This is a genomic window from Rivibacter subsaxonicus, assembly GCF_004217215.1.
In the GTDB taxonomy this organism is placed as follows: Bacteria; Pseudomonadota; Gammaproteobacteria; order Burkholderiales; family Burkholderiaceae_C; genus Rivibacter; species Rivibacter subsaxonicus.
In genome coordinates this window covers 343373-366779 of record NZ_SHKP01000004.1, presented here as the reverse complement: position 1 = coordinate 366779, position 23407 = coordinate 343373, and the positions used below count along the sequence as shown (strand labels likewise).

24 protein-coding genes are annotated in these 23407 nt (G+C 69.6%); 10 read left to right on the top strand and 14 right to left on the bottom strand.

Annotation, left to right across the window (positions count from 1 at the left end; translation table 11 throughout):
• Positions 1–12: 12 nt before the first annotated feature.
• Positions 13–834 carry a DUF429 domain-containing protein gene (locus EV670_RS01680; RefSeq protein WP_130430080.1) on the bottom strand — a complete coding sequence of 274 codons (822 nt, stop codon included), beginning with the start codon at positions 832–834 and terminating at the stop codon, positions 13–15.
• Between the two features lie 14 nt (positions 835–848).
• Positions 849–1751 (bottom strand): EamA family transporter, encoded by a 903-nt coding sequence (locus EV670_RS01675; RefSeq protein WP_130430079.1) that lies wholly within the window; start codon positions 1749–1751, stop codon positions 849–851.
• 112 nt (positions 1752–1863) lie between these two features.
• On the opposite strand from EV670_RS01675, the gene EV670_RS01670 reads away from it, so the two are divergent.
• Positions 1864–2580, top strand: coding sequence for a class I SAM-dependent methyltransferase (locus tag EV670_RS01670; RefSeq protein WP_130430078.1), 717 nt, complete (start codon positions 1864–1866; stop codon positions 2578–2580).
• Positions 2581–2587: 7 nt separating this feature from the next.
• On the opposite strand, the gene EV670_RS01665 is transcribed toward EV670_RS01670, so the two are convergent.
• The 6 genes from EV670_RS01665 to EV670_RS01640 form a co-directional block, all read right to left on the bottom strand.
• Entirely contained in the window at positions 2588–4792 is a 2205-nt protein-coding gene (locus EV670_RS01665; protein ID WP_130430077.1) for a TonB-dependent receptor family protein, read from the bottom strand.
• 152 nt (positions 4793–4944) lie between these two features.
• On the bottom strand, positions 4945–5280 hold the full coding sequence (locus tag EV670_RS01660) for a c-type cytochrome (RefSeq protein WP_130430076.1): 336 nt from the start codon (positions 5278–5280) through the stop codon (positions 4945–4947).
• Entirely contained in the window at positions 5280–6566 is a 1287-nt protein-coding gene (locus EV670_RS01655; protein ID WP_130430075.1) for a PQQ-dependent sugar dehydrogenase, read from the bottom strand. The genes EV670_RS01660 and EV670_RS01655 overlap by 1 nt, the downstream gene beginning before the upstream one ends.
• Positions 6567–6736: 170 nt before the next feature.
• A complete protein-coding gene (locus tag EV670_RS01650) occupies positions 6737–7165 on the bottom strand; it encodes a BLUF domain-containing protein (protein WP_130430074.1) in 429 nt (142 codons plus the stop codon).
• A 2-nt stretch (positions 7166–7167) separates the two neighbouring features.
• Positions 7168–7914: a GTP cyclohydrolase I gene (gene folE / locus EV670_RS01645; RefSeq protein ID WP_130430073.1), complete on the bottom strand. Its 747-nt coding sequence runs from the start codon at positions 7912–7914 to the stop codon at positions 7168–7170.
• Positions 7915–8016: 102 nt separating this feature from the next.
• The gene (locus tag EV670_RS01640) at positions 8017–9060 is read right to left on the bottom strand and encodes a LacI family DNA-binding transcriptional regulator (protein WP_165393204.1); all 1044 of its coding nucleotides are present in this window, start codon (positions 9058–9060) and stop codon (positions 8017–8019) included.
• Between the two features lie 282 nt (positions 9061–9342).
• Here EV670_RS01640 and EV670_RS01635 point away from each other — a divergent pair, with 282 nt between their 5' ends.
• Genes EV670_RS01635 through dhaK form a run of 8 tightly spaced genes read left to right on the top strand, consistent with a single transcriptional unit; the run spans position 9343 to position 16620 of the window.
• Positions 9343–10677, top strand: coding sequence for an ABC transporter substrate-binding protein (locus EV670_RS01635; protein ID WP_130430071.1), 1335 nt, complete (start codon positions 9343–9345; stop codon positions 10675–10677).
• Between the two features lie 7 nt (positions 10678–10684).
• The gene (locus EV670_RS01630; RefSeq protein ID WP_165393203.1) at positions 10685–11701 is read left to right on the top strand and encodes a carbohydrate ABC transporter permease; all 1017 of its coding nucleotides are present in this window, start codon (positions 10685–10687) and stop codon (positions 11699–11701) included.
• 25 nt (positions 11702–11726) lie between these two features.
• A complete protein-coding gene (locus EV670_RS01625) occupies positions 11727–12674 on the top strand; it encodes a carbohydrate ABC transporter permease (protein WP_130430069.1) in 948 nt (315 codons plus the stop codon).
• Positions 12671–12868, top strand: a complete 198-nt coding sequence (locus EV670_RS01620) for a hypothetical protein (protein WP_130430068.1) — start codon at positions 12671–12673, stop codon at positions 12866–12868. The genes EV670_RS01625 and EV670_RS01620 overlap by 4 nt, the downstream gene beginning before the upstream one ends.
• 3 nt (positions 12869–12871) lie before the next feature.
• The gene (locus EV670_RS01615) at positions 12872–13987 is read left to right on the top strand and encodes an ABC transporter ATP-binding protein (RefSeq protein ID WP_130430067.1); all 1116 of its coding nucleotides are present in this window, start codon (positions 12872–12874) and stop codon (positions 13985–13987) included.
• The gene (locus EV670_RS01610) at positions 13974–15008 is read left to right on the top strand and encodes an ABC transporter ATP-binding protein (protein ID WP_130430066.1); all 1035 of its coding nucleotides are present in this window, start codon (positions 13974–13976) and stop codon (positions 15006–15008) included. The genes EV670_RS01615 and EV670_RS01610 overlap by 14 nt, the downstream gene beginning before the upstream one ends.
• Positions 15005–15640 (top strand): dihydroxyacetone kinase subunit DhaL, encoded by a 636-nt coding sequence (gene dhaL, locus EV670_RS01605; RefSeq protein ID WP_130430065.1) that lies wholly within the window; start codon positions 15005–15007, stop codon positions 15638–15640. The genes EV670_RS01610 and dhaL overlap by 4 nt, the downstream gene beginning before the upstream one ends.
• On the top strand, positions 15637–16620 hold the full coding sequence (dhaK, locus tag EV670_RS01600) for a dihydroxyacetone kinase subunit DhaK (protein ID WP_130430064.1): 984 nt from the start codon (positions 15637–15639) through the stop codon (positions 16618–16620). The genes dhaL and dhaK overlap by 4 nt, the downstream gene beginning before the upstream one ends.
• Positions 16621–16624: 4 nt before the next feature.
• On the opposite strand, the gene EV670_RS01595 is transcribed toward dhaK, so the two are convergent.
• The 3 genes from EV670_RS01595 to EV670_RS01585 all read right to left on the bottom strand — a co-directional run bounded on the left by EV670_RS01595 (position 16625) and on the right by EV670_RS01585 (position 20235).
• Entirely contained in the window at positions 16625–18331 is a 1707-nt protein-coding gene (locus EV670_RS01595; RefSeq protein WP_130430063.1) for an ATP-dependent DNA ligase, read from the bottom strand.
• Between the two features lie 8 nt (positions 18332–18339).
• Positions 18340–19383, bottom strand: coding sequence for a ligase-associated DNA damage response exonuclease (locus tag EV670_RS01590; protein WP_130430062.1), 1044 nt, complete (start codon positions 19381–19383; stop codon positions 18340–18342).
• Positions 19384–19476: 93 nt separating this feature from the next.
• Positions 19477–20235, bottom strand: a complete 759-nt coding sequence (locus tag EV670_RS01585) for an SDR family NAD(P)-dependent oxidoreductase (protein WP_130430061.1) — start codon at positions 20233–20235, stop codon at positions 19477–19479.
• Positions 20236–20333: 98 nt separating this feature from the next.
• Between EV670_RS01585 and EV670_RS01580 the strand changes: the two genes are divergently transcribed.
• A complete protein-coding gene (locus tag EV670_RS01580; protein WP_207224978.1) occupies positions 20334–20714 on the top strand; it encodes a DUF805 domain-containing protein in 381 nt (126 codons plus the stop codon).
• Between the two features lie 81 nt (positions 20715–20795).
• Here EV670_RS01580 and clsB read toward each other — a convergent pair whose 3' ends face one another.
• The 3 genes from clsB to nudB are packed head-to-tail and all read right to left on the bottom strand — an operon-like array spanning position 20796 to position 23406.
• Entirely contained in the window at positions 20796–22136 is a 1341-nt protein-coding gene (gene clsB / locus EV670_RS01575; RefSeq protein ID WP_341274599.1) for a cardiolipin synthase ClsB, read from the bottom strand.
• Positions 22133–22930, bottom strand: a complete 798-nt coding sequence (locus EV670_RS01570) for an endonuclease/exonuclease/phosphatase family protein (RefSeq protein ID WP_130430059.1) — start codon at positions 22928–22930, stop codon at positions 22133–22135. The genes clsB and EV670_RS01570 overlap by 4 nt, the downstream gene beginning before the upstream one ends.
• Positions 22927–23406, bottom strand: coding sequence for a dihydroneopterin triphosphate diphosphatase (nudB, locus tag EV670_RS01565; RefSeq protein WP_130430058.1), 480 nt, complete (start codon positions 23404–23406; stop codon positions 22927–22929). Before nudB ends, EV670_RS01570 begins: the two co-directional genes overlap by 4 nt.
• Position 23407 lies beyond the last annotated feature (1 nt).

Genomic DNA, 23407 nt, shown 5'->3' with positions numbered 1-23407 from the left:
GCTCCGCTGCCTTCATGCCGTGACGATCCATCCTTCGATCGGATCGATCGCTTCCGGCAATCCGTAGCCCGCCCGCGTACTCGCCCACGCCGCCTGCACAAGGCACAGCACCGCGTCGAGCCGGTCGCCACTCGCATCGGCCAGCAGCGCGTCGCGCTGCGCATGACTGAGCTTCAGACGCAGTGCCAGCCGCGTGCGGCCCTGCTCCTGCGCCTCGATCAGATCCTTGCGCGCGATGAAGCGCTCCGGTGTCTGCTGCGCTCGGCTGTCGCTCTTGTACGAGCGGCGACCGATCAGCTCGCGCGCGAGCAGGCCCGGGTAGCCCTCGAGCGCCACGCGGCTGCGGTCGCCGTCGTGCAGGCCGGGCAGGTGCACGCCGGCGCTCAGCAGGCGCGGCGCGCCGACCTGCAGCATGAAGGCCACCGGCGGGTTGACCCACTTCATCGACGGGCTCGATCCGGCCGGGCCGTCGCAGGCACGGTGCGCGAACTTGGCGCCGGCCGGGCGCGCGGCGCAGAAGGCGGCAAAGCGTTCGCGGATCTGCTCGCGCGGCAGCGCGGCGTAGTGCCGCATCAGCGCCGGCCAGGTTTGCGGCCAGCCGAGCGCGAGCACCAGTTCGCGCGGCAGGCCGAAGGGCAGGTCGAACACGCCGAGCCAGGGGCCGGGCGCGGCAAGCATCTGCTCGAAGGCGGCGAAGTCGGGCAAGGCCTCGACGTCGTGCAGATGCACGCGGCCGCCAGCGTCGAGCCGGCCACGCGCCACAGTGATCGGCTTGGCGCGGCGCGGTGCGCTGGTGAAGTCGACGCCGAACAGCGCTTGATGGCCGAGCGTCATCGCGGCATGCGCGTTCAGATCGCCAGGGCCGCGACGCCACCGGCAATGCAGGCCGCGCCGGCAATGCGCAGCATCACGTCGCCCTCGCCGAGCAGACGCCCGCCAAGCACGGCGGCAAACAGCATCGAGACCTCGCGCGCCGGCGCCACCAGCGACAGCGGCGCCATGCGCACTGCGTACAGCACCATCACGTAGGCGGCCGGGCTCAGCAGCGCCACCACCAACGCCCAGCGCCATTGGGCGCGCCAGGCGGCCAGCGTGCCGGCGCGGTCGCGCAGCGCGGCCGGCAACGCGAAGGGAATGCGCATCACGTTGCCGAAGTAGTCGACCAGGATCGGCGAGATCAGCAGCAGCTTGACGGCCACGCCATCGATCATCGTGTAGCCCGCGATCAGCACGCCGGTGGCGAAGCCGTAGCCGATGCCGAGCCGCACTCGGCGGTGCGCCAGTGCCTCTTCGGCGCCGAGGCCGCCACCGCGCCGCAACGCACGCAGCATGCGCGGCCCGCCGGCCACGAGGAACACGCCCAGCGTCACGGCGAGCACGCCGGCCACCGCGTGCGCGGCGATCGACTCGCCGAGCAGCAGCACCGCCAGCACCGCCGTCAGTAGCGGCCCGGTGCCGCGCGCCAGCGGGTAGACCACGGTCAGGTCCGAGGCCCGGTAGCCGCGCAGCAGCACGGTGAAGTAGGCCAAGTGCACCAGCCCGCTGGCGAGCACGATGCCCCACTCCTGCCAGCCCCAGAGCGGCACCGCATCCCAGCCCGCCCAAAGGCCGACCGGTGCCCACAGCACGCCGATCATCAGCGCCACCAGCAGCACGAAGCGGTGGTCGCCGCCGGCCCGCTTGGCGGCCAGGTTCCACAGCGCGTGCAGCAGCGCGGCGGCAAGAACGAGGGCCAGGGCGAGAGTGGGCAAGGCGCGAGGCTGTTTGGCGGCACTGCGATTGTGGGGTGTTGCCGGCGGCGGCGCGTGGCAGCAACTGAGATACTCGATCGCATCGCCCACGGATCGCTCGAGGATTGTGCGCATGTCGCTACGCTTCGGCCCCCTTCAAGACCTCAGGTACGGCCTGCGCGTGCTGCAGTCGTTGAGCGGACGCTACGAGCGCGAATGCCCGTTGTGCGGCTATCGAGGCCGCTTCAGCGCCTTTGGCATACCGCCACGGCCGGACGCTCGTTGCCGCGGCTGCGGCAGCATGGAGCGGCACCGCCTGTTCGCGCTTTGGCTGCACGCCAATGAAGGTCTGCTGCGCGGCCGGCGCGTGCTGCACTTCGCGCCCGAGGCCATCCTGCGCAAGCTCATCACGCCGATCAGCGCGAGCTACATCGGTGCCGACCTGAATCCGCAGCCGCCCGACGTGGCGCTCAACCTGGAGCAGATCGAGTTGGCCGATGCTTCGCAGGACGCCATCCTCTGCAACCACGTGCTCGAGCATGTCGATCATCACCGTGCGCTGCGCGAGATGCATCGCGTGCTGGCGCCAGGCGGCGTCGCGTTGCTGACCTTCCCGATCATCGAGGGCTGGGCGCAGACCTACGAGAACCCCGCGGTGACGTCGGCGCACGACCGCCTGCTGCACTTCGGCCAGGAGGACCACATCAAGTTCTTCGGCGCCGACGTGCGCCAGCACATCGTCGATGCCGGCTTCGAGCTCGAGGAGTTCACCGCGGTCGAACCCTTCGTGCATCGCCACGCCCTGCTGCGCGGCGGCAAGCTGTTCATCGGCCGCAAGCCTCAGCGGTGAGTCGGCACTAGAAGCCCAGGCGCCACTTCAGCCCGAGGTAGTAGTTGCGCGGCGCGCCGGGTTCGAAGAAGCGGCTGTTGGCCTCGTTGACGATGACGCTGCCGGCGTAGACGCGGTCGAACAGGTTGTCGATGCGCGCCAGCGCCTCGATGCGACCGCCGGCGCCGAGGTCGAAGCCCTGGCTCGCGCGCAGCGCCACGGTAGCAAAGCCGTGCGCGAAGTCGCGATTGAGATCGTTGACCGGCGTCGCGCCCTGCCCGCGCCACTCGGCGGCCAGTTCGGTATCGGCCAGCGGCCGCCAGGCGACTTCGGCGTAGCCCACCCGCGGCGTGGTGCCGGCGATGCGGTTGCCGGCCGCGACCGGCACGTTCGGCACCAGGCAGGGCGCGGCGAGGCAGGTCATGAAACCGTCGTCGTAGCGCGCCTCGAGCCAGGTCAGCGCGATGGCGGTGCGCCACTCGCGGGTGATGGCCCAGGCGCCGCCGATCTCGACGCCGCGCCGCGTGGTGCGGCCGACGTTGCGAAAGCTGCTGCGTCCGCCGGCATTGGTGGCCACGCCGATCTCGTCGTCGGTGCGCGCCTCGAACAGCGCCGCGTCCAGGCTCAGGCCGAGCGACTCGTTGCGCCACTTGGCGCCGAGCTCAAGCTGGCGGCTGGTCTGGGCCTGCAGGTCGGCGTTGAAGCCGGCCTGGCCGTCGGGGCGATAGGCCAGCTCGTTGAAGGTCGGCGACTCGAAGCCGCGACCGGCGCTGAGGTAGAGATTGAGTCCGGGCGCGGCGCGCCATTGCAGCGCGGCGACCGGGTTGGTGTAGCTGAACTCGCGCTCGCCCGAGTCGTCGCCGTTGGTGCCGACGATGTAGCGGTCCTCGGCCTTGAAGCGGATCGTGCCGCTGCGCACGCCCAGGGTCGCGACCCAGTTGCGCACGAACTCGATCTCGCCCTGCGCGTAGCCGTCGATGCTGCGGGTGCTGTTGGTCTCGTCGCGCCGCAACCGGCCGGTGACGCCGATCGCGCTCGGCGCGAGCGGGTCGCCGATGAAGTTCTCGTAACCACGCCGGTCCTCGCTGCTACGCTCGGCGGTGGCGCCGATCACCAGCTTCGCGCTGCGCTCGTCCTCCAGCGCCCAGCGCAGCACGAGCCGGCCGTCGACGCCCGCGTAGCTGCGGTCGAAGTCGATCACGCCACCAGGGTGGCGCGTGGTGAACGGAGGTGGATTCGGGTTGTTCTGGGTCAGCACCGGAATCGCCTGCCACTGCGTCACCGAGCGGCGACCGCCGTAGGCGGTGAGCGCGCTCTCGGCGAGCGGGCCGAGATTGTCGAAGCGGTGCCGCCATTGCGCGCCGAGCTGCTCCTGCTGCGCCTGCTTGCGGGTGTCGAAGGTGAAGGCCTGCGAGGTGGTCTGGTAGGGGTCGGCGTCGAACTGCTCGCGGCTCAGGCCGAGCGGATCGTCGGCCGGCTGGTCGAGGTAGTTCAGGCTCACGACGACCGTGTCGGCGTCGCCGGTCCAGCCGGCGCGCAGGTTGGCCAGCGTGCGCTCGGCGCTGCTGTGGGGCCGGAAGCCGTCGATCTCGAAGTAGCTGGCACCGAGGCGCAGGTCGAGGCCGCGGCCGGGCGTGTCGCCGAACGGTGCCTGTGCCGTCAGCCGTGCCTGGCGCAGCCCGAAGCTGCCGCCGTCGAGCGCGACCTCGCCGTAGCGGCTGTCGACCGGCGCGCTGACCAGCGCGATCACGCCGCCCGAGCTGTTGCCGTAGAGCGCGCTGAAGGGGCCGCGCAGCACTTCCACGCGCTGCGCGCCAGCGAGGTCGAAGTGCGAGACCTGACCCTGGCCATCGGGCATCGTGGCCGGGATGCCGTCGGTGTAGAGCCGCAGGCCGCGCACGCCGAAGGTGGCACGGGCACCGAAGCCGCGCGAATTGATCTGCAGGTCCTGTGCGTAGTTGCTGCGGTTGGCGACGATCAGGCCCGGCACCCGCGCCATCGACTCCGAGAGGTTGACCATCGGCCCGCCGGCGCGGATCGCCTCGCGCTCGACCGCCGACACCGAGTACGGCGTCTCGAAGGCACGCTGCTCGAAGCCGCTGCCGACGACGATCACCGGTTCGAGCGTCGCGGCGGCTGTCTGCGCGTGCGCGCCGCCACCCACCCCGACCAGCAGTGAAACGGCACAGCGCAAGGGCCCCGTGAATCTTGCTGGTAATCGGCTCGGGTGCATGAGCTTGTCTCCTCGTTCTTGTCGCGGGAGCGGATCGAGCCGCCCCAGCCGTGCATTGTGAGCACCCGACACGGCATCTCGTCGGCGACGAACTCAATGGACGCCATAGTTGCGCCCCACCGCCTGCGATGCAAGCGTGAAGCGCCCCGAGGCTAGCGCGGCGGCTGCACCTCGATCTTCAGTGAGGCGTACCAGGCTGCCAGCGCGGCGATGTCCTCGTCGCTGAGCGCCTTGGCCATCACGTTCATCTGTTCGTGACGGCGGACTCCGCTGCGAAAGGCCTTGAGCTGGGCGGCGAGGTAGATCTCCGGCTGGCCCGCCAGGTGCGGCGCATCGGGTGCGCTGCCCAGGCCGAGCGGGCCATGGCAGGCGGCACACATCTGCGCCTTCTGGCGGCCAGCCTCGACCGCCGGCGACTGCGCGCCGGCGGCACCAGCTGCCAACAGTGCCAGTGCCGCCGTCGTTGTCGCCAGTGCGCCGCGCGCCATCAGTTGGCCGCCTTGGCCTCGCTGTAGGTGATGCGATAGATCGCGCCGGCGTAGTCGTCGGAGACCAGCAGCGAGCCGTCCTTCATCACCGCCACGTCGACCGGCCGGCCACGGAAGGTGCCGGTGCTGTCGTCGAGCCAGCCACTGGCGAAGGACTCGGTCTTGTCGGCCGTGCCGTCGGGCTTGAGCGAGGTGAACAGCACCTGCGCGCCGTTGGGCTTGGTGCGGTTCCACGAGCCATGCTGGGCCGAGAAGAAGCCGCCCTGGTACTTGGCCGGAAACTGCTTGGCGTTGTAGAAGCTCATGCCGAGATCGGCCGCGTGGGCCTCGGTCAGCACCTGCGCGGCAACGATGTTGGGCGGCAGCGCGTCCTTGTCGTAGCCGAACTCGGTGATGCGGGTCTTGCCCTGGATCCACGGGTAGCCGAAGAACTGGCCGGCCTTGGTGGCGCGGTTGATCTCGCCCATCGGGATGTCGTCGCCCATGCCGTCGGTCTGGTTGTCGGTGAACCAGAGCGTGCCGTCCTTGGGGTTGAAGTCCTGGCCCACCGAGTTGCGCACGCCGCGCGCGAAGACCTCGCGCTTGCTGCCGTCGAAGGGGTTCAGGCGCACGATGCCGCCGATGCCGACCTCGTCGTAGAGCTTGAGCTTGTCGCGCGGCTGCACGTTGAAGGGCTGGCCCAGCGTCACGTAGAGCATGCCGTCGGCGCCGACGCGGCAGGTGCGGGCGCCGTGGTTGTAGCTCTCCTCCTCGACCGGGATCAGCTTGCCCTGCGGCACCACCTCGATGACCGCGACGTCGGGGCCCTCGTAGAAGAACTCGGCGGCCGGGAAGTTGAGGATGCGGTTGTGCTCGGCGACGATCAGGAAGCCGTCCTTGGTCCAGCAGACGCCGTTGGGCACCTTGAAGTTCAGGCTCGGCGCGAAGGCCTTGACCTCGTCGGCGACGCCGTCGGAGTTGCGATCCGTCACCGCCCAGACACTGGTCTTGCGGGTGCCGACGAACAGCATGTTGGTGCTCGGCGCGACCGCCATGTGGCGCGCGTCGGGCACGATCGCGAACAACTCGATCCTGAAGCCGGGCGGCAGCTTCACGCGCTTGAGGTTCTCGCGGATCGCGTCGGCGTTCTTGCCCGTCTGCGGCACCGGCGGGATGTTGAGGTCGGTGCCCGAGACCTTCATCTGCTTGAGCTTGTCGATGTTCTGCTGGGCCAGGGCCGGGCCAGTGAGCGCGGCGGCCACGGCCAGGCAGCCGAGCACGGGACGTACGGTGGCGTGGATGCGCATGCGGGTCTCCTCGATCGTTGTTCGCGCCGACGACCGGATGCCGGCGACATCGGCATCTTGTCGATGCCCGCAGGTTTGCGCCATGGCCCGCCCGGCATTTCCGGGCTCGGCTCATGGTGGGACTTTTACGGTGGGGCTAACCCCAGCGCGACACAGCGCACGGCGGCGCGCTAGCCGGCGCGGCCGATGATCGACGCGGTGGCGATCAGTTCCTCGAGCAGCGCCATCGAGGCGCAGCCCGAGACGGCATGCGGATCGAGCGTCGGTCGCTCGCTGTACTTGAGCACGATCGACGGGTTGATCTTGGCCAGGTTGACCTGGCCCATGGTCCAGCCGGCAAAGCGGCGCTCGGCCGCCTCCTCGTAGTGCAGCAGCACCAGGTCGCGATGACGGGCGTCGCCGGCGATGCGGTTGTAGAGCTGGTTGACCTCGGTGCGGCCACCCTCGAGCACCTGCATGAACATCTCGCCGCCCCAGCACAGGATGCCGGTGATGCCGAGTTCGGGGTTGTGGGCGCGCGACTGGGCCAGGATCGAGTCGATCACGACGTGCGTCACCGGTTCGGCGGCACGGCTGGCATAGAGCAGGCGGACGAGCATGGTCAGCTCTTCTTGTTGTTGATCAGGGCCAGAAATTCGCGACGCAGGTTCGGGTCCTTCAGGAAGCTGCCACGCATCACGCTGTTGATCATCTTGGAGTCCATGTCCTTGACGCCGCGCCACTGCATGCAGAAGTGGTCGGCCTCCATCACCAGCGCCAGGCCGTCGGGGCTCATCTTGTCCTGCAGCAGGTCGGCGACCTGGGTCACGGCCTCCTCCTGGATCTGCGGCCGGCTCATCATCCACTCGGTCAGCCGCGCGTACTTGGACAGGCCGATCAGGTTGGAATGCTCGTTGGGCATGACGCCGATCCAGACCCGGCCGATGATCGGGCACAGGTGATGCGAGCAGGCGCTGCGCACCGTGATCGGGCCGACGATCATCAGCTCGTTGAGCCGCTCGACGTTGGGAAACTCGGTGGTCGACGGCGCCTTGACGTAGCGGCCCTTGAACACCTCGTTGACGTACATCCTGGCCACCCGGCGCGCGGTGTCGCGCGTGTTGTGGTCGTTCTCGGTGTCGATCACCAGCGAGTCGAGCACGCCCTTGAGCTTGGCCTGCACCTCGTCGAGCAGCGCCGCGAGCTCGCCCGGCTCGATGAAGTCGGCAATGTTGTCGTTGGCGTGAAAGCGCTCGTTGGCGGCCTTGATGCGCTCGCGGATCTTCACCGACACGGGCGTGCCGGCCTCGTCGTCGGCGGGTCCGTTCGAAGTGAGCAGCGCAGCGGTGCTCGGCAGGGGTGCGTTCATCGGGTGAGATCCGAGGCAGTGCGTCTCATGTGCAGTTGTAGCAGGTTAGTCGATCCCGACACCGCAGGCCGGGCAACAGGAACGGCCGACGCTACGCCGTTCTCAGGCGAGATTCTCGACGCTCAGGATCTCGACGCGCGGGTTGCTCACCGCGAGCGCTCCTCGCACTCCATCGCACAGCGCGCGCAGCACGCGCGCCGCGGTGGTCACGGCGTAGTGGACATCCTGCTGCAGCACGAAGCTCAGTGCCCCCGAGACCAGCATCGCCCGGTGCACGTCCAGCAGGTCGTGGGCAACCATCGGCGGCAGGCCGCCGGCCTGCTGCTCGGCCAACTGGCACAGCGCGCGATGAACGCCGTGACTACCCGGTCCGACGTTGTATACCGCGGCAACGGGCGCGTCGACGCCGTTTGGCGCCAGCGCCTCGAGCGTGCGCCGACAGACCTCTTCGTCCGATTCCGGCATGTCGTCGACGCGCAGCAGACTACAGCGCGGGAAGCGCTCCTGCAGCACCTGGGCGAAGCCGATGCCGCGATCGATCTCGGCCGCGTAGCGCGTCGCCGGCGCCAGCAGCGCGCAACGGCCCTCGCCCGCGGGGCCGAGGCTGCGACCGAGCAGGAGGCCAGCCGTGCGACCGGCCGCGCGGTTGTCGGCACCGACGAAGGTCTCGCGCATCGACCCGGCGACGTCCGAGAACAGCGTCACCACGTGCACGCCACTGCGCACCAGTTCGTTGATCGCGAGCTTGACCATCGGCATGTCCGGCGCCAGCAGCGCGACGCCGTCGAGATCGCCAAGCCGCGCGAGTTCCTCGGCAAAGGCGGCGCCATCGTGGGCCGGCAGCCGCCGCGTCGTCTCGGTGATGTGCTGGTGGCGAAAGTCCCCAGCCGCTTGCGCGATGACGCGATCCACCTGGTCGAAGAAGCCGCGCCGCGCCGCCGGGAGCACGAATGCGAAGCGGTAGCCGGCAACCGAGCGCGGGCGCCCGCGCACCGGCGTGCCGGCGCCAAGCTGGCGCATCGCATCGCGCACGCGCTCGGTCGTCGCCGGGTTCACACCGGGGCGGTTGTTGAGCACGCGGTCGACCGTCGCGCTGCTGACACCGGCGGCTTCGGCGATCTGGGTGATGGTGACGGACGCAGCCACGGCAAGTCTCAGAGTCAAGGCCTCAGAAAACACATCATTGCGGCCCCGGCAGACTGCCTGTCAGCCTGCCAAGCCCGACGTCGACGCTTGACGGTGCGAGCTTGCCCCAGGTTGACGGGGGCCGCCTCAGGGTTTGCCGTAATTGATGTATTTATTGATGGGTTTAATTTTGATGGCAGACCGGTGCCGATTCCCGCGGCGCCGGTGGCCGGCATCGTGCCGGGGCTTGGCGGGCATCCCTCGCAGGCGGCAAGCGCCGTCTGTCATCACAGGAGACACAGGATGAAGTGCTGGAACAAGCGACTGACCCTGGGCGCAGGGTTGCTGGCGGCGACGGGCCTCTTCTCGGCGGCCGCGCAGGCCCAGCAGAAGCAGCTCACCCTTTGCTGGGCGGCCTGGGACCCGGCCAATGCCCTGGTCGAGCTGAGCAAGGACTTCACTGCCAAGACCGGGGTCCAGATGAAGTACGAGTTCGTGCCCTGGCCCAACTTCGCGCAGCGCATGCTCAACGAGCTCAACTCCAAGGGCAAGCTGTGCGACCTGTTGATCGGCGACAGCCAGTGGATCGGCTCGGCAGCGACCGAGGGCCACTACATCAAGCTCAACGAGTTCTTCGACAAGAACGACATCAAGATGAGCGACTTCATGCCGGCCACCGTCGAGGGCTACTCGACCTGGCCCAAGGGCACGAAGAACTACTGGGCGCTGCCGGCGATGGGCGACGCGGTCGCGTTCACCTACCGCAAGGACTGGTTCGCCCGCCCCGAGTTGCAAAAGGAGTTCAAGGCCAAGTACGGCCGCGACCTCGCGCCGCCCGCCACCTGGGACGAGTTCAAGCAGATCGGCCAGTTCTTCCAGGGCCGCGTGATCGACGGCAAGAAGGTCTACGGCGCCGCGCTCTATACCGAGCGCGGCTCCGAAGGCATCACGATGGGCGTGACCAACACCATGTACGCCTATGGCATGCGCTACGACAACCCGGCCAAGCCCTACGACATGAAGGGCTACATCAACAGTCCGGAGGCGGTGGCCGGACTCAAGTTCTACAAGGAGCTCTACGACTGCTGCACGCCGCCCGGCCATGCGAACGCCTACATGACGGAGGACCTCGACTCCTACAAGTCGGGCCAGGTCGCGATGCAGATGAACTTCATCGCGTTCTTCCCGGGCATCGCCAAGGACCCGAATGTCGGCGGCGAGAAGACCGGCTTCTTCGTCATGCCCAAGGCCAAGATCGCCGCGGCCCAGCTTGGCGGCCAGGGCATCTCGGTAGTGAAGTACTCGGACAAGAAGGACCTGGCGCTCGACTACATCAAGTGGTTCGCGCAGCCGGCGGTGCAGCAGAAGTGGTGGGACTCGGGCGGCTTCTCCTGCCACAACGCGGTGCTCGGCAAGGCGGGCTTCGCAACGAGCACCTCCTACGCGCCGGTCTTCCTCGACTCGATGAAGATCGTCAAGGACTTCTGGCAGGAGCCCAGCTACGCCCAGCTCTTGCTGGCAATGCAAAAGCGAACCCACGACTACGTCGTCGCCGGCAAGGGCACACCGCAGGAAGCGCTCGACGGGCTGCTGAAGGACTGGACCGAAGTCTTCACGGAAGACGGCAAGATCAAGTGATCGCCCCATGCACCGGGCCCTGCAAGACGACGCCGGCGCAGCGCTCGCCGTGCTCCGGCCCGGTGCCCCGACACCGGGCGCCGGGGCGGCGCGGGCCGGCGCGGGACCGATGAAGCTCGGCAGCAGGCCATACCGCGGCCTGTCGGACCGCGCGCTGAGCTGGCTGTTCGTCGGCCCGACCATCGCGCTGCTGCTGGCCTTCAACATCTTTCCGCTGCTGTGGACGATCTGGCTCTCGTTCACGAACTTCCGCGCCAACCGTCCGAACGCCGACGTGCTGTGGGTCGGCATCGACAACTACCGGCGCGTGCTCAATGACGAGGCGGTGTGGGAGAACATGCGCGCGACCGCGCATTTCCTCACCTGGTCGATCACGCTGCAGTTGCTGCTTGGCTTCGCCCTTGCGCTGCTGCTGAACCGGCGCTTTCGCAGTCACAGCTTCTGGAGCACGGCGATCCTGCTGCCGATGATGCTGGCGCCGGCCGTGGTCGGCACCTTCTGGAAATACTTCTTCGAGCCGCAGTACGGCATCTTCAACTACATCGTCGGCTTCTTCGGGACCCCCTTCGGCAGGACCGGCAGCTTCACGATGCTCGGCGACACGACGCTTTCACCCTGGGCGATCGTGCTGGTCGACACCTGGATGTGGACGCCCTACGTGATGTTGCTGCTGCTGGCCGGGCTGCGCTCGATCCCGTCCTACCTCTACGAAGCAGCCGAGATCGACCGCGCCAGCGCATGGACCACGTTCTGGCGCATCACGCTGCCGATGGTGCTGCCGTTCATCATCCTCGCGCTGCTGTTCCGCCTGATCGAGAACTTCAAGATGTTCGACCTGGTCGACCAACTCACCAACGGCGGCCCCGGATCGGTGACCGAGTTGGCGTCGATCAAGCTCAAGCGCGAGGCCTTCGAGAAATGGCGCACCGGCTACAGCTCGGCGCTCGCGATCATCATGTTCGTCGCGATCTACGGACTGTCACTGGTGACCGTGCGCTTCCTCGAGCGGGTGAAGCAGAGATGAGCCACCGCCGCGCCCCGGGGGCCACTTGAGAAACGCCGTCCACAGCCCGCTGGAGCCGACGCGGCGCGCGCGCACCTTCGCCGCAACGGTCGTGATCGGCTACGCGCTCGTCTCGCTGATCCCGCTGCTCTGGATCTTCATGACCAGCCTGCGCACGCCGCAGGACGCGATCGCCTACCCACCCAAGGTGCTTGCCGCGCCCTCGCTGGTCGGTTACGTCAACCTGTTCACGACCCGCTCGCGTGTGGCGCCGGCGGAACTGGCGGCGTTGCCACCAGCCACCAGCTGGTACGAAGAGCTCGTGCGCGAGCAGCAGATGATCCTCGCCGGCCCCTCGCGCTTCTCGGACCGCTATCTCAACTCGGTCGTCATCGGCTTCGGCTCGACCTTGCTGGCGGTAAGCCTCGGCACGCTGGCCGCCTACGCGTTCTCGCGCTTTCGCGTGCCGGGCAAGGACGACTGGCTGTTCTTCATCCTGTCGACGCGGATGATGCCGCCGATCGCGGTCGCCATTCCGGTCTTCCTGATGTATCGCGCGCTCGGGCTCTCCGACACCCGGCTCGGGCTGATCCTGCTCTACACGGTGGTGAACCTGTCGCTGGCCGTCTGGCTGCTCAAGGGCTTCATGGACGAGATCCCGCGCGAGTACGAGGAGGCCGCGATGGTCGACGGCTACACCCGCTGGCAGGCCTTCGTGAAGGTCGTGCTGCCGCAGGCCACGACCGGCATCGCGACGACCGCGATCTTCTGCCTGATCTTCGCGTGGAACGAGTACGCCTTCGCCCTGCTGCTGACCAGCGGCGCCGCGCAGACCTCGCCGCCCTTCATCCCGACCATCATCGGCGAGGGTGGGCTCGACTGGCCTGCGATGGCCGCCGGCACCACGCTGTTCGTACTGCCGGTGCTCGTGTTCACCGTGCTGCTGCGCAAGCACCTGCTGCGCGGCATCACCTTCGGAGCGCTGCGCAAATGAAGGCCGCGACACCGGGCACGCGTCGCTGGCTCGTCCGCGAGCGCTGGGAGCCGGTCGCCATCGTGCTGATCGGCGCCGGGCTCGTGATGCTGATGCAGCCCTGGTCGATCGACCTGTACCGCTACTCCTTTGCCGTGCTGCTGGTCGGGGTGGCGGGCTACACGGTGGCGGGCAAGCTGCCGCCGCGGGAATAGGCCATGGCCGAGATCCTGATCGAGCGGTTGCACAAGCGCTTCGGCGACTTCGTCGCCGTGCACGATTCGTCGCTGCGGCTCGAGGATGGCAAGTTCGTCGTGTTGCTCGGCCCCTCGGGCTGCGGCAAGACCACCACCTTGCGCATGCTGGCCGGCCTCGAGTACCCGAGTTCCGGATCGATCACGCTCGACGGCCAGGACGTCACCTACCTGCGTCCACGCGAGCGAGACATCGCGATGGTGTTCCAGCTTTTCGCGCTGTACCCGCACCTGGGCGTGCGCGGAAACCTCGAGTTCCCGCTGCGCAACGAGGGCCTGCCGCGCGCCGAGATCGACTCGCGCGTGCGCGACGTCGGGGCAATTCTTCGCATCGAGCATCTGCTCGCCTCACGCATCGGTTCGCTCTCGGGCGGCGACCGCCAGCGTGTGGCGCTTGGCCGCGCGATCGTGCGCCAGCCCAAGGCCTTCCTGATGGACGAGCCGCTCGGCACGCTCGACGCCGAGTTCCGCGAACTGATGTGCGTCGAGCTGCGCAAGCTGCACGACCGCTTGCGCACGACCACGGTCTTCGTCACGCACGACCAGAACGAGGCGATGGCGCTGGCCGACCAGATCGTCGTGATGCACGAGGGCTGCATCCTGCAGTGCGACGACCCGGCCGGCATCTACCACTTCCCGAACTGCCTGTTCGTGGCCGGCTTCATCGGGCGCCCGCCGATGAATACCTTGCGCGTCGAGGGCGCGGTGCAGCCCGGGGCCGAGAGCGTGCTGCTCGCCGGCAGCGCCGTGCCCGTGCCGCGTGTCGAGGCGACGGCCGCAACCGCCTTGCTCGGCGTGCGGCCCGAGCATGTGCGCCTTGCCAACCCAAGCGGCACCACGCTCGCCGGCGAGGTGGTGCAGGTCGAGTACTTCGGATCGCACTGGATCGCCGAACTGAGCACCGCGGCTGGGTCGCTCAAGGCGATGGTCGACAAGGCACTGCGGCCGCGGCCGGGAGAGCGCGTCGGCATCGAGTTCGAGCGCGCGCGCGTGCTGCTGTTCGACGCCAGTTCCGGGCAGCGCCTGGCCAGCGCGACGACCCGCGCCCACGACGAGGGTCGCCGCCATGGCCAGCGTTGAACTCGAAGGCATCGGCCGCTCCTTCGGCGCCGTGCGAGCAGTCGACGGGCTCGACCTGCGCATCGACGACGGCGAGTTCTTCGTGCTGCTGGGCCCGAGCGGCGCCGGCAAGACCACCACGCTGCGGCTCGTTGCCGGCCTCGAGCGACCCGACCGCGGCCGCGTGCGCATGGACGGCGAGGATGTCACCGCGCTGCTGCCGGCCGCGCGCGATTGCGCCTTCGTGTTCCAGCAGTACTCGCTCTACCCGCACCTCAGCGTGTTCGACAACCTGGCGTTCCCGCTGCGCGCGCCGCTGCGCCGCATCGATCCGCAGCAGGTCCGCCGCCGCGTGCAGGAGGTCGCCGAGATGCTGCACATCGAGAGCAAGCTGGAGCGCCGCCCGACCGAGCTCTCCGGTGGCGAGATGCAGCGCGTCGCGATCGGCCGCGCGCTGGTGCGCCGCCCGCGGGTGTTCCTGATGGACGAGCCGCTGTCCTCGCTCGATGCGAAGCTGCGCGAGGAAATGCGCGTCGAGTTGCGCCGGCTGCAGCACGACACCGGCGCGACGGTGATCTACGTGACGCACGACCACGTGGAGGCCACGACCCTGGCCGACCGCATCGGCATCCTCGAGGCCGGCCGCCTGCAGCAGGTCGGCAGCCCGCTCGAGGTCTACACCAACCCGGCCACGCTGGCGGTCGCGCAGCGGCTCGGCTCGCCGTCGATCAACGTGCTGCCGCGCGCCTGGTTCAACGGCCAGGTACCGGCCGCCGCGACGAGCGTCGCGATCCGCCCCGAGGACGTGGCGATCGGTGGCGACGGCGCCGAGTTCCGCATCGTCGAGTGCTCGCTCGTGAAGCACGAGGTCGTCGCCGAACGTGACGGCGTGCAAGTGCATGCGCGAACGCTGCTCGAGCGTCCGCTGCAACCCGGCTCGAGCGCGCGCTTTGCGTTCCCGGCGGCGAGTTGCCTGTACTTCGATACGGCAGGACGACGCCTGCCCGACACGATCGGCCGTGCCCCGGGAGAGACACCATGAAGACGCAAGACATCGTCGACGCGTTGTTCGCGGTGCAAGCGGCGATCCTCGCCAACGAGAGCCAGATCGAATCACTCGACCGCGCGATCGGAGATGGTGATCACTTCATCAACATCCGTCGCGGCCTCGAGGTGCTGGCGGCGATGCGCGACGAGTTGGAGCCCTTGCCGCCGGCGGCGGCGTTCAACCGCATCGGCACGAAGCTGCTGTCGACCATCGGCGGCGCCTCGGGACCGCTGATCTCGAGCCTGTTCCTAGCGATGGGCAAGTCGCTCGCCGCGCAAGACACGCCCGATCGGCGCCAGTTCGCCGCTGCGTTCATGGCCGGCGTCGAGGCCATCAAGGTGCGCGGCAAGGCCGATCTCGGCGAGAAGACCATGCTCGACGTGCTGATTCCTGCGGCCCGGCAGCTGGTGCAGTTTGCCGAGCAGGAGTTGCCGCTCGCCGAGGCCTGCGCCCTGCTCAGCGCCGAGGCCGAACACAATATGCTCGCAACGCGCGACATGATCGCGAGCAAGGGTCGCGCCTCGTTTCTCGGCGAGCGGGCGCTCGGCCACGTGGATCCCGGGTCCAAGACCTGCGAGGTCGCGATCACCGCCGTCTGCCAATCGTTGCTCAGGAGCCCGTCATGAAGAAATTCGTCAACGACGTCGACGCGATGCTGCGCGAATCGCTGACCGGCCTGGTCGAGGCGCATCCGGAGCTGTTGCGGGTCGAGTTCGAACCGACCTTCGTCGCGCGCAGGCAGGTCCGAGCCGGCAAGGTGGCACTGATCTCCGGTGGCGGCTCGGGACACGAACCGCTGCATGCCGGCTTCGTCGGCCGCGGCATGCTCGATGCAGCGTGCCCGGGCCAGGTGTTCACCTCGCCGACGCCCGACCAGATGCTGGCCGCGGCCGAGGCGGTCGAGTCCGGCGCCGGGGTGCTCTTCATCGTCAAGAACTACGCCGGCGACACGATGAACTTCCAGATGGCCAGCGAGATGCTGCCGGGTGACAACGCCACCGTGCTTGTGAATGACGACGTTGCGGTCGAGAACTCGACCCACACCACAGGCCGGCGCGGCGTTGCCGGCACCCTGATGGTCGAGAAGATGGTCGGCGCCGCCGCCGAGGCCGGCGCCACGCTGGCCGAATGCAAGGCGCTCGGCGACCGGGTCAATGCCGCGACTGCCTCGATGGGCGTCGCCTTCACCAGCTGCACGGTGCCGGCCGCCGGCCGCCCGACCTTCGATATCGGGCCCGACGAGATCGAGGTCGGCGTCGGCATCCACGGCGAACCGGGGCGCCGGCGCGCCGCCCACATGCCGGCCGATGCGATCGTCGCGACCCTGCTCGAAGCCATCCTCGGCGATCTGCGGCCCGAGCGCGGCCGCCGCCTGCTGCTGCACGTCAACGGCTTCGGCGGCACGCCACTCATGGAGCTCTACCTGCTGCATCACGTCGCGTCGCGGCAGTTGCGGCAGCACGGGCTGGAGCCGGTGCGCTCGCTGGTCGGCAACTACACGACCTCGCTCGAGATGGCCGGCGCTTCGCTCACCGTGACCCTGCTCGACGACGAGTTCGCGTCGCTGTGGGACGCGCCCGTGCAGACGGCGGCGCTGCGCTGGTGACCAGCTAGCTAGAGCCCAGCAAGGCCTCGAGGATCTGCAGCGTGTCGGCCTCGTGCAGAGGCTTGTCGTTGCGGATGCGCAGCATGCGCGGGAAGCGAACCGCGATGCCGCTCTTGTGGCGCGCGCTGCGGTTGATGCCCTCGAACCCGAGCTCGAACACGAGGCTCGGCCGCAGGCTGCGCACCGGGCCGAACTTCTCGATCGTGCTGGCGCGGATGATCTTGTCGACCGCCTTGAACTCCTCGTCCGAGAGGCCCGAGTAGGCCTTGGCGAAGTTGACCAGTTGCAGCGGCTGCGGCTCGGCGGTACTTGGCTCGGGCGGCGGCCGGCGCATGGCGATCGCCTCGACCGCGGCCTGCGCCTCTGCGGCGTCGCGCGGCGCCCGGTTCCAGACCGCGAAGCTGTAGTCGGTGTAGACGCTGGCGCGGCGGCCATGGCCGGCCTGGGCGTAGACCAGCACCGCGTCGACGCTCATCGGCTCGATCTTCCACTTCCACCAGGTGCCGTCGGCCTTGGTGCGGCCACTGCCGTAGGCCGACGCCAGGTGCTTGAGCATCAGGCCCTCGACGCCGCGGGCGCGGCTTTGCTCGCGCTGGGCCGCCAGTTCGGCCCAACCGTCGCCCTCGACCCGCGGCGAGAGGCCGAAGCCGGTGCCGGCCAGCGCCTGCTCGAGCAGCGCGCGGCGCTCGCGTTGCGCGCGGGTGCGCAGGTCCTCGCCGCCCCACTCGAGCAGGTCGTAGGCGACGCAATGCACCGGCGCGTCGGCCAGCAACTTCTTCGACAAGGTCTTGCGGTTGAGTCGCTGCTGCAGCAACGCAAACGCTGCCGGCGCACCATCGCGCCAGGCCAGCAACTCGCCGTCTAGCACCGTGCCCTCGGGCAGTGCCTGCGCCAGCGCGCTCACCTCCGGGAAGCGCTCGGTCACGAGCTCTTCGCCGCGCGACCAGATCCACACCTGGCCGACGCGTCTGACGATCTGGGCCCGGATGCCGTCGTACTTCCACTCCGCGAGCCAGTCGGTTGGCGGGCCGAGCCGTGACTCGAATTCATCGAGCGGCAACTGCAGCGCGTGCGCGAGGAAGAAGGGATAGGGCTGCCCGGCGTCGGCCGGCGCCTCGTCGCCTGCAGCGATCAGCGCCCCAAAGCGCGCTGCCGTTGGCGTCGCCTTGGCATCGGTGTAGCCCATCATGCGTTGCGCCACGCGCTTGGCGTCGAGCCCCGCATGCTCGGCCAGCGCGCGCTGCACGAGCAGCTTGCTGACGCCGACCCGAAAGCCGCCGCCGATCAGCTTGACGAGCAGGAAGCGGCCGGCGGTGTCGAGCTCGTCGAAGGCCTCGTTCAGCGCCGCGGCCTGCGCCGCCGGATCGAGCCCGCGCCAGGTCAACAGCCGCTGTTCGACCCACTGCGCCAGACCGGCATCGCCGAGGCGCGTCGGCGGCGGCAACACCAGCGCGATGGTCTCGGCCAGGTCACCGACCGCCTGGTAGCTCTCCTCGAACAGCCAGTCGTCGATGCCGGCACGCGCCAGCGCAATCTGGCGCAGCAGCGCGGTCGGCAGCACCTGGCGCGGCTTGCCGCCGGCGAGGAAGTACACCGCCCAGGCGGCGTCTTCGGGCGGCGCCTCGGCGAAGTAGCGCACCAGCGCGTCGACCTTGGCGGTGGTCGAGGTCTGTGCGTCGAGTTCGGCGTAGAGAAGGGCGAAGCGCCGCATGGGAGCGCTCAGTCGTGGGACGCTACGGCCGCGGTCGCGTCAGCCGCCACATCGAGCGCCTCGTCCCCGTACTCGGTGCTGAACGCCCCCGCCTCCAAGCCTTGCTCCTGCAGCCACCTCACCATCACCGCCTCGTAGCCATGCGTCACGATCACGCGGCTGGCGCCGGTGGCCTTGATGGCGTTCTGCAGCCCCGGCCAGTCGGCGTGATCGCTGAGCACGAAGCCGCGGTCGACACCCTGGCGGCGGCGTGCGCCGCGCAGTTGCATCCAGCCGCTGGCGAAGGCGTCGCTGGCGTCGGCAAAGCGTCTGGTCCAGGCGCTGCCCAGCACGCTCGGCGGTGCGATGACGAGCGCGTTACGGAGCTCGGCCTTGTCGCTCGTCTCGCTGACCAGCCGTGTCGCTGGTAGCGCGACGCCGGCCTCGCGGTAGGCGCGATTGAGCGGCTCGACCGCGCCGTGCACGAAGATCGGTCCGATCGAGGCGTCGACGCCGGCCAGGATGCGCTGCGCCTTGCCGAAGCTGTAGCCGAGCAAGAGGCTGGGCCGGCCGGCGGCGGCGTTGGCGCGCCACCAAGCGTCGATCTCGGCATAGACCTCGCGCTGCGGGCGCCAGCGGTAGATCGGCAGGCCGAAGGTCGACTCGGTGATGAAGCAGTCGCAGCGCACCGGCTCGAAGGGCGCGCAGCTGAGGTTGTCGTCGCCGGCGCCACTGACGAAATAGTCGCCCGAGGCGACCCAGACTTCCCCGCGATATTCGATGCGCACCTGCGCCGAGCCGAGCACATGGCCGGCAGGATGCAGGCTGAGCCTGGCGCCGCCGTGATCGATGCCTTCGCCGTAGGCCAGCGCCTGCAGGCTGATGTCGCCCAGCCGTGCGCGCAGCACGCCGGCCCCCGGCGCCGCGGCCAGGTAGTGCGCGTGCCCGGCGCGCGCGTGGTCGGCGTGGGCGTGAGTGATGACGGCGCGTGCTACCGGGCGCCAGGGGTCGATGTAGAAGTCGCCGGGCGGGCAGTACAGACCCTCCGGTCGCTCGACGATCAACTCGCCCATGCGCGGTCAGGACGGCGCCGGGCCGCCCCAAGCCGGACTGCGCCCCCTCGGGGGGCAGCGTAGCGGCATCGCCGCAAGCGTGGGGGCACCATGTCAGACGGTGCGGATGTCGGCCACCACCTCGGCGCCGAAGGTCGCGCTCTCCATCCACTCGACGATGCGGGCCGCGGTGTCGGCCGGCGTACTGAGCTGGCCGCCGCGGTGCATCTGCACGAACATGTCGTGCTCCGGAAAGCCCTCGGCGCCGGCACCGCGCAGCTGGACCTGCATGTCGGTGTCGATCACGCCGGGCGCGAGCGAGACGATGCGCGCGCCGTTGGGCTGCAGCGCCTCGTCGAGCGCCTGCGCGCGGCTCAGGTGGTCGAGCCCGGCCTTGACGGCGCAGTAGGAGGCGCTGCCCGCCATCGCGCGCCGGCCGAGGCCGGAGGAGATGTTGAGCACCCGCTTGCTCGCGGGCCAGTCACGCGTGGCGCGCAGGAAGGCCGCGCTCAGCAGCGCCGGCGCTTCCAGTCCGACCCGCAGCGCGGCCGAGAGCTGCAGCGCCTCGCTGCGGTCGAGCGGCCCCGGCGCCAGCAGCAGCGCGGCATTGTTGACGAGCGTGGCGCTGGCAAAGCGTTGCGGATCGATCGCCCGCAACCAGGCTTCGAGCCGTGCCGCGACCGGCACCGGGTCGGCCAGGTCGGCCGGCCATTGCTCGCAGACCACGCCGGCGGCACGTGCCGCCTCGGCCAGCGTCGGGTCGGTGCCGCGCGACAGGCACAGCAGTTCGTGCCCGGGCCGCAGCAGTCGTTGCGCGAGCGCGCGTCCGAGGCCGCGCGAGGCGCCGGTGAGCAGGTAGAGGTGTTGGTTCATGGCATCGGGAAGGGTGGTAGCGGACAGCATACTAAGCAGGCCCGCGTTCGCCGCCGCCGTTGGTGGTGATGCCCGATGAACCACCGGAGCCCGCCCGCATGAGCACCGAGACCAACCGCTTCGCCGCCCCGCTGACGCCGGGCCAGATCCTGTTCAGCTTCCAGGGCCGCATACCGCGCAAGACCTACTGGATCTGGGGCGTGGGGGCACTGCTGCTGGTCGCGATCTTCTTCTTCATCCTGCTCGGCATCCTCGGCGTCAAGGACCAGACCACGACCTACCTGGTCAACGCGCTGCTGCTGTGGCCGTCGCTGGCGATCACCGTCAAGCGCTGGCACGACCGCGACAAGTCGGCGTGGTGGCTGCTGATCGTGCTGGTGCCGATCATCGGCGCACTGTGGGCGTTCATCGAGTGCGGCTTCCTGCGCGGCACGACCGGGCCGAACCGTTTCGGCGAGGACCTGACCGGCAAGGTCTGAGGACGGGGTCTCATGCCCGTCGCAGAGCTCCGGTCCTGCGGGCCGTCCAGGCCCGCGCAGGCGGGCCTGGAGCCGCGGCCCTCAGTACTTGCCCGTGAAACCCGCCAACCGCAGGTAGGCCCGCGCGATCCACGCCACGCAGACCCGGCGCGCGCGGCCCAGCAGCGTGGGCTCGCGGCGCGTGACGGGGCAGACCTCGACCGAATCGGCAAAGTCGCGCTCGAGCGCGGCCGCCAGCGTGGCAGCGAAGCCGTGGTCGCTGACGACGATGTTCGCCTCGAGGTTGAGCAGCATCGACAGCGGATCGATGTTGGAGCTGCCGATCGTGGCCCAGTCGCGATCGACCAGCGCGACCTTGGCATGCAGGAAGGCCGGCTGGTACTCGAAGATGCGCACGCCGCGCGCCAGCAAGCCCTCGTAGAGCGCGCGCGCGGCCATCGCGGCGATGCGGTAGTCGGCGTTGCCCTGCAGCAGCAGCCGCACGTCGACGCCACGGCGGGCGGCCTGGCCCAGCGCCTGGCGAAAGCGCCGGCCCGGATAGAAGTACGGGCTGACGATGACGGCGCGCTCGCGCGCCCGCTGCAGCGCCTCGATGTAGGCGCGTTCGATGGTGCGCCGCTGGCGCAGGTTGTCGCGCACGACGAAGGCCGCGCGCACCGCCGGCAGCGCCTCGAGCGCCTCCTTCGGCACCTGCCCCGGCGCGACCACCCGCAGGGTGCGCAGCAGGCGGCGCGCCGCCATCATCGGCCGCGGGTCGCGCGCGATGTCGCGCACCTCGTCGCGCCAGTCGCTGCCGAAGCGGGCCCGCGTCCACATCGCGCGCACCGTCTGCTCGATCGGCCCGACGACGGCGCCGCGCAGGCGCACGGCGTAGTCGAGCCGCGGCACTTCGGCCCAGCCGTGGTGAAGATCGAAGCGGTCGTCGATCAGGTTGATGCCGCCGACGAAGGCGACCCTGGCGTCGACCACGCACAGCTTCTGGTGCAGGCGCCGCAGCTGGTTGGGCTGCAGCCAGCTGCGCCAGCTGGTCAGCGGCCGGAACACGGCAAAGCCGGCGCCGGCCTCGCCGAGCAGGCGCTGCAGCGCCGCCTGCGAGTGCTCGGAGCCGAAGCCGTCGACCACGACCCGCACGCTGACGCCGCGCTGCGCGGCCGCCGCCAGCGCCTGCGCCAGCGCCGACGCGGCCGGATCCTCGCTGAAGATGTAGGTTGCGACCCAGACCTCGGTCCTGGCCGCGGCGATCGCCTCGTGCATCGATGCGAAGAGCGCGTCGCCGCCACGCAGCAGCACGACCTCGTTGCCGCCGCTGTAGACCGGGCGCGAACTCAGGTACCAGTCGGCGCGCTCCTCGGCCGGCGGCCGCTCGTCGATCGTGGCCGTGCGCGGGCGCGAGGCGGCGCCGCCCTGGTGGTTCGGGCTCACAGCGGCTCGAACTCGACGACCAGCGGCAGGTGGTCGGACATGCGCGCCCACATGCTGCCGCGCGGCACCGCGGTCGAGACGCAGGCCAGGCCGCGCGTGTAGACGCGGTCGAGCGCGAACACCGGCGCCAGCGAGGGAAAGGTGCGCGCCGGCACGGCCCCGGGCGCCACCGCGCGCTCGAGGCCGATCTCGCGCATCAGCGGATCGAGCTTCTCGCCCCAGTCGTTGAAGTCGCCGGCCACCATCAGCGGCGTGCCGGCCGGCACATGGCGGTGGATGAAGGCTGCAAGCCGCTCGACCTGGCGCACGCGGCTGGCGTGGACCAGGCCGAAGTGCGCCACCACCGCATGCACCACGCCCCAGGCGTAGTGCACTGGCACGTGGAGCAGGCCGCGCTGCTCGAAGGGATGGTCCGAGACATCGGCATGACCGACGTCGCCGATCGGCCAGCGCGTGAGCAGCGCGTTGCCATGCTCGCCGCCGCGCGTGATGGCGTTTGTGCGGTAGGCCGCGACATAGCCCTCGGGCGCGAGGAAATCGGCCTGCGGCGAGTCGGGCCAGCCCTGGTGCGTACGCTGGAAGCGCCGCGCCTCGCCGCGATGGAAGCGGCGCACCTCCTGCAGGCAGACGACGTCGGCATCGAGTGCCTCGATGCCAAGGCCGAGGTTGTGGATCTCGAGCCGCTTGCCCGGACCCATGCCGCGCACGCCCTTGTGGATGTTGTAGGTCGCCACCCGCAGCCGCTCGTCGTTGCGCGGCGTCGGCGGCAGCAGCGTGGAGTGCAGCGGGTTCATGCCGTGTCCGCGGCAAAGCGCGGCAACTGCAGCACCGCCTCGGCGTTGCTCGGCGAGAAGCAGCGGTCGGCCGCCTCGCGCCACGGCAGCCAGGCGAAGGCCGTGTGCTCGCGCGGCGCCAGCCGCACCGCGATGCCGGCCGGCACTTGCAAGCCGAACACATGCTCGGTGTTGTGCGTCACGCCCTCGGCGTAGCGGTGGCGCCAGCGCGGGTAGATCTCGTAGACGTTGGCCAGGCCCCAGTCGCTCAGGTTCGCGAGTGGCACCGCGGCCGAGCCGATCTCGATGCCGGTTTCCTCGGCCACCTCGCGGATGCAGGTCAGATGCAGCGGCTCGTCGACCGCATCCTTGGAGCCGGTGACGCTCTGCCAGTAGCCGGGCGCATCGGCGCGCTCGATCAGCAGCACCTCGAGCGACGGGGTGTGGATCACCACCAGCACCGACTCCGGGATCTTGGGCGAACGTGGGGCGTTCATC

Coding starts and splice junctions, on each gene's coding strand:
- EV670_RS01680 (WP_130430080.1), bottom strand. CDS start 834: ATGACGCTCGGCCATCAAGCGCTGTTCGGCGTCGACTTCACCAGCGCA.
- EV670_RS01670 (WP_130430078.1), top strand. CDS start 1,864: ATGTCGCTACGCTTCGGCCCCCTTCAAGACCTCAGGTACGGCCTGCGC.
- EV670_RS01665 (WP_130430077.1), bottom strand. CDS start 4,792: ATGCACCCGAGCCGATTACCAGCAAGATTCACGGGGCCCTTGCGCTGT.
- EV670_RS01660 (WP_130430076.1), bottom strand. CDS start 5,280: ATGGCGCGCGGCGCACTGGCGACAACGACGGCGGCACTGGCACTGTTG.
- EV670_RS01655 (WP_130430075.1), bottom strand. CDS start 6,566: ATGCGCATCCACGCCACCGTACGTCCCGTGCTCGGCTGCCTGGCCGTG.
- EV670_RS01650 (WP_130430074.1), bottom strand. CDS start 7,165: ATGCTCGTCCGCCTGCTCTATGCCAGCCGTGCCGCCGAACCGGTGACG.
- folE (WP_130430073.1), bottom strand. CDS start 7,914: ATGAACGCACCCCTGCCGAGCACCGCTGCGCTGCTCACTTCGAACGGA.
- EV670_RS01635 (WP_130430071.1), top strand. CDS start 9,343: ATGAAGTGCTGGAACAAGCGACTGACCCTGGGCGCAGGGTTGCTGGCG.
- EV670_RS01630 (WP_165393203.1), top strand. CDS start 10,685: ATGCACCGGGCCCTGCAAGACGACGCCGGCGCAGCGCTCGCCGTGCTC.
- EV670_RS01620 (WP_130430068.1), top strand. CDS start 12,671: ATGAAGGCCGCGACACCGGGCACGCGTCGCTGGCTCGTCCGCGAGCGC.
- EV670_RS01615 (WP_130430067.1), top strand. CDS start 12,872: ATGGCCGAGATCCTGATCGAGCGGTTGCACAAGCGCTTCGGCGACTTC.
- EV670_RS01610 (WP_130430066.1), top strand. CDS start 13,974: ATGGCCAGCGTTGAACTCGAAGGCATCGGCCGCTCCTTCGGCGCCGTG.
- dhaL (WP_130430065.1), top strand. CDS start 15,005: ATGAAGACGCAAGACATCGTCGACGCGTTGTTCGCGGTGCAAGCGGCG.
- dhaK (WP_130430064.1), top strand. CDS start 15,637: ATGAAGAAATTCGTCAACGACGTCGACGCGATGCTGCGCGAATCGCTG.
- EV670_RS01595 (WP_130430063.1), bottom strand. CDS start 18,331: ATGCGGCGCTTCGCCCTTCTCTACGCCGAACTCGACGCACAGACCTCG.
- EV670_RS01590 (WP_130430062.1), bottom strand. CDS start 19,383: ATGGGCGAGTTGATCGTCGAGCGACCGGAGGGTCTGTACTGCCCGCCC.
- EV670_RS01585 (WP_130430061.1), bottom strand. CDS start 20,235: ATGAACCAACACCTCTACCTGCTCACCGGCGCCTCGCGCGGCCTCGGA.
- EV670_RS01580 (WP_207224978.1), top strand. CDS start 20,334: ATGAGCACCGAGACCAACCGCTTCGCCGCCCCGCTGACGCCGGGCCAG.
- EV670_RS01570 (WP_130430059.1), bottom strand. CDS start 22,930: ATGAACCCGCTGCACTCCACGCTGCTGCCGCCGACGCCGCGCAACGAC.
- nudB (WP_130430058.1), bottom strand. CDS start 23,406: ATGAACGCCCCACGTTCGCCCAAGATCCCGGAGTCGGTGCTGGTGGTG.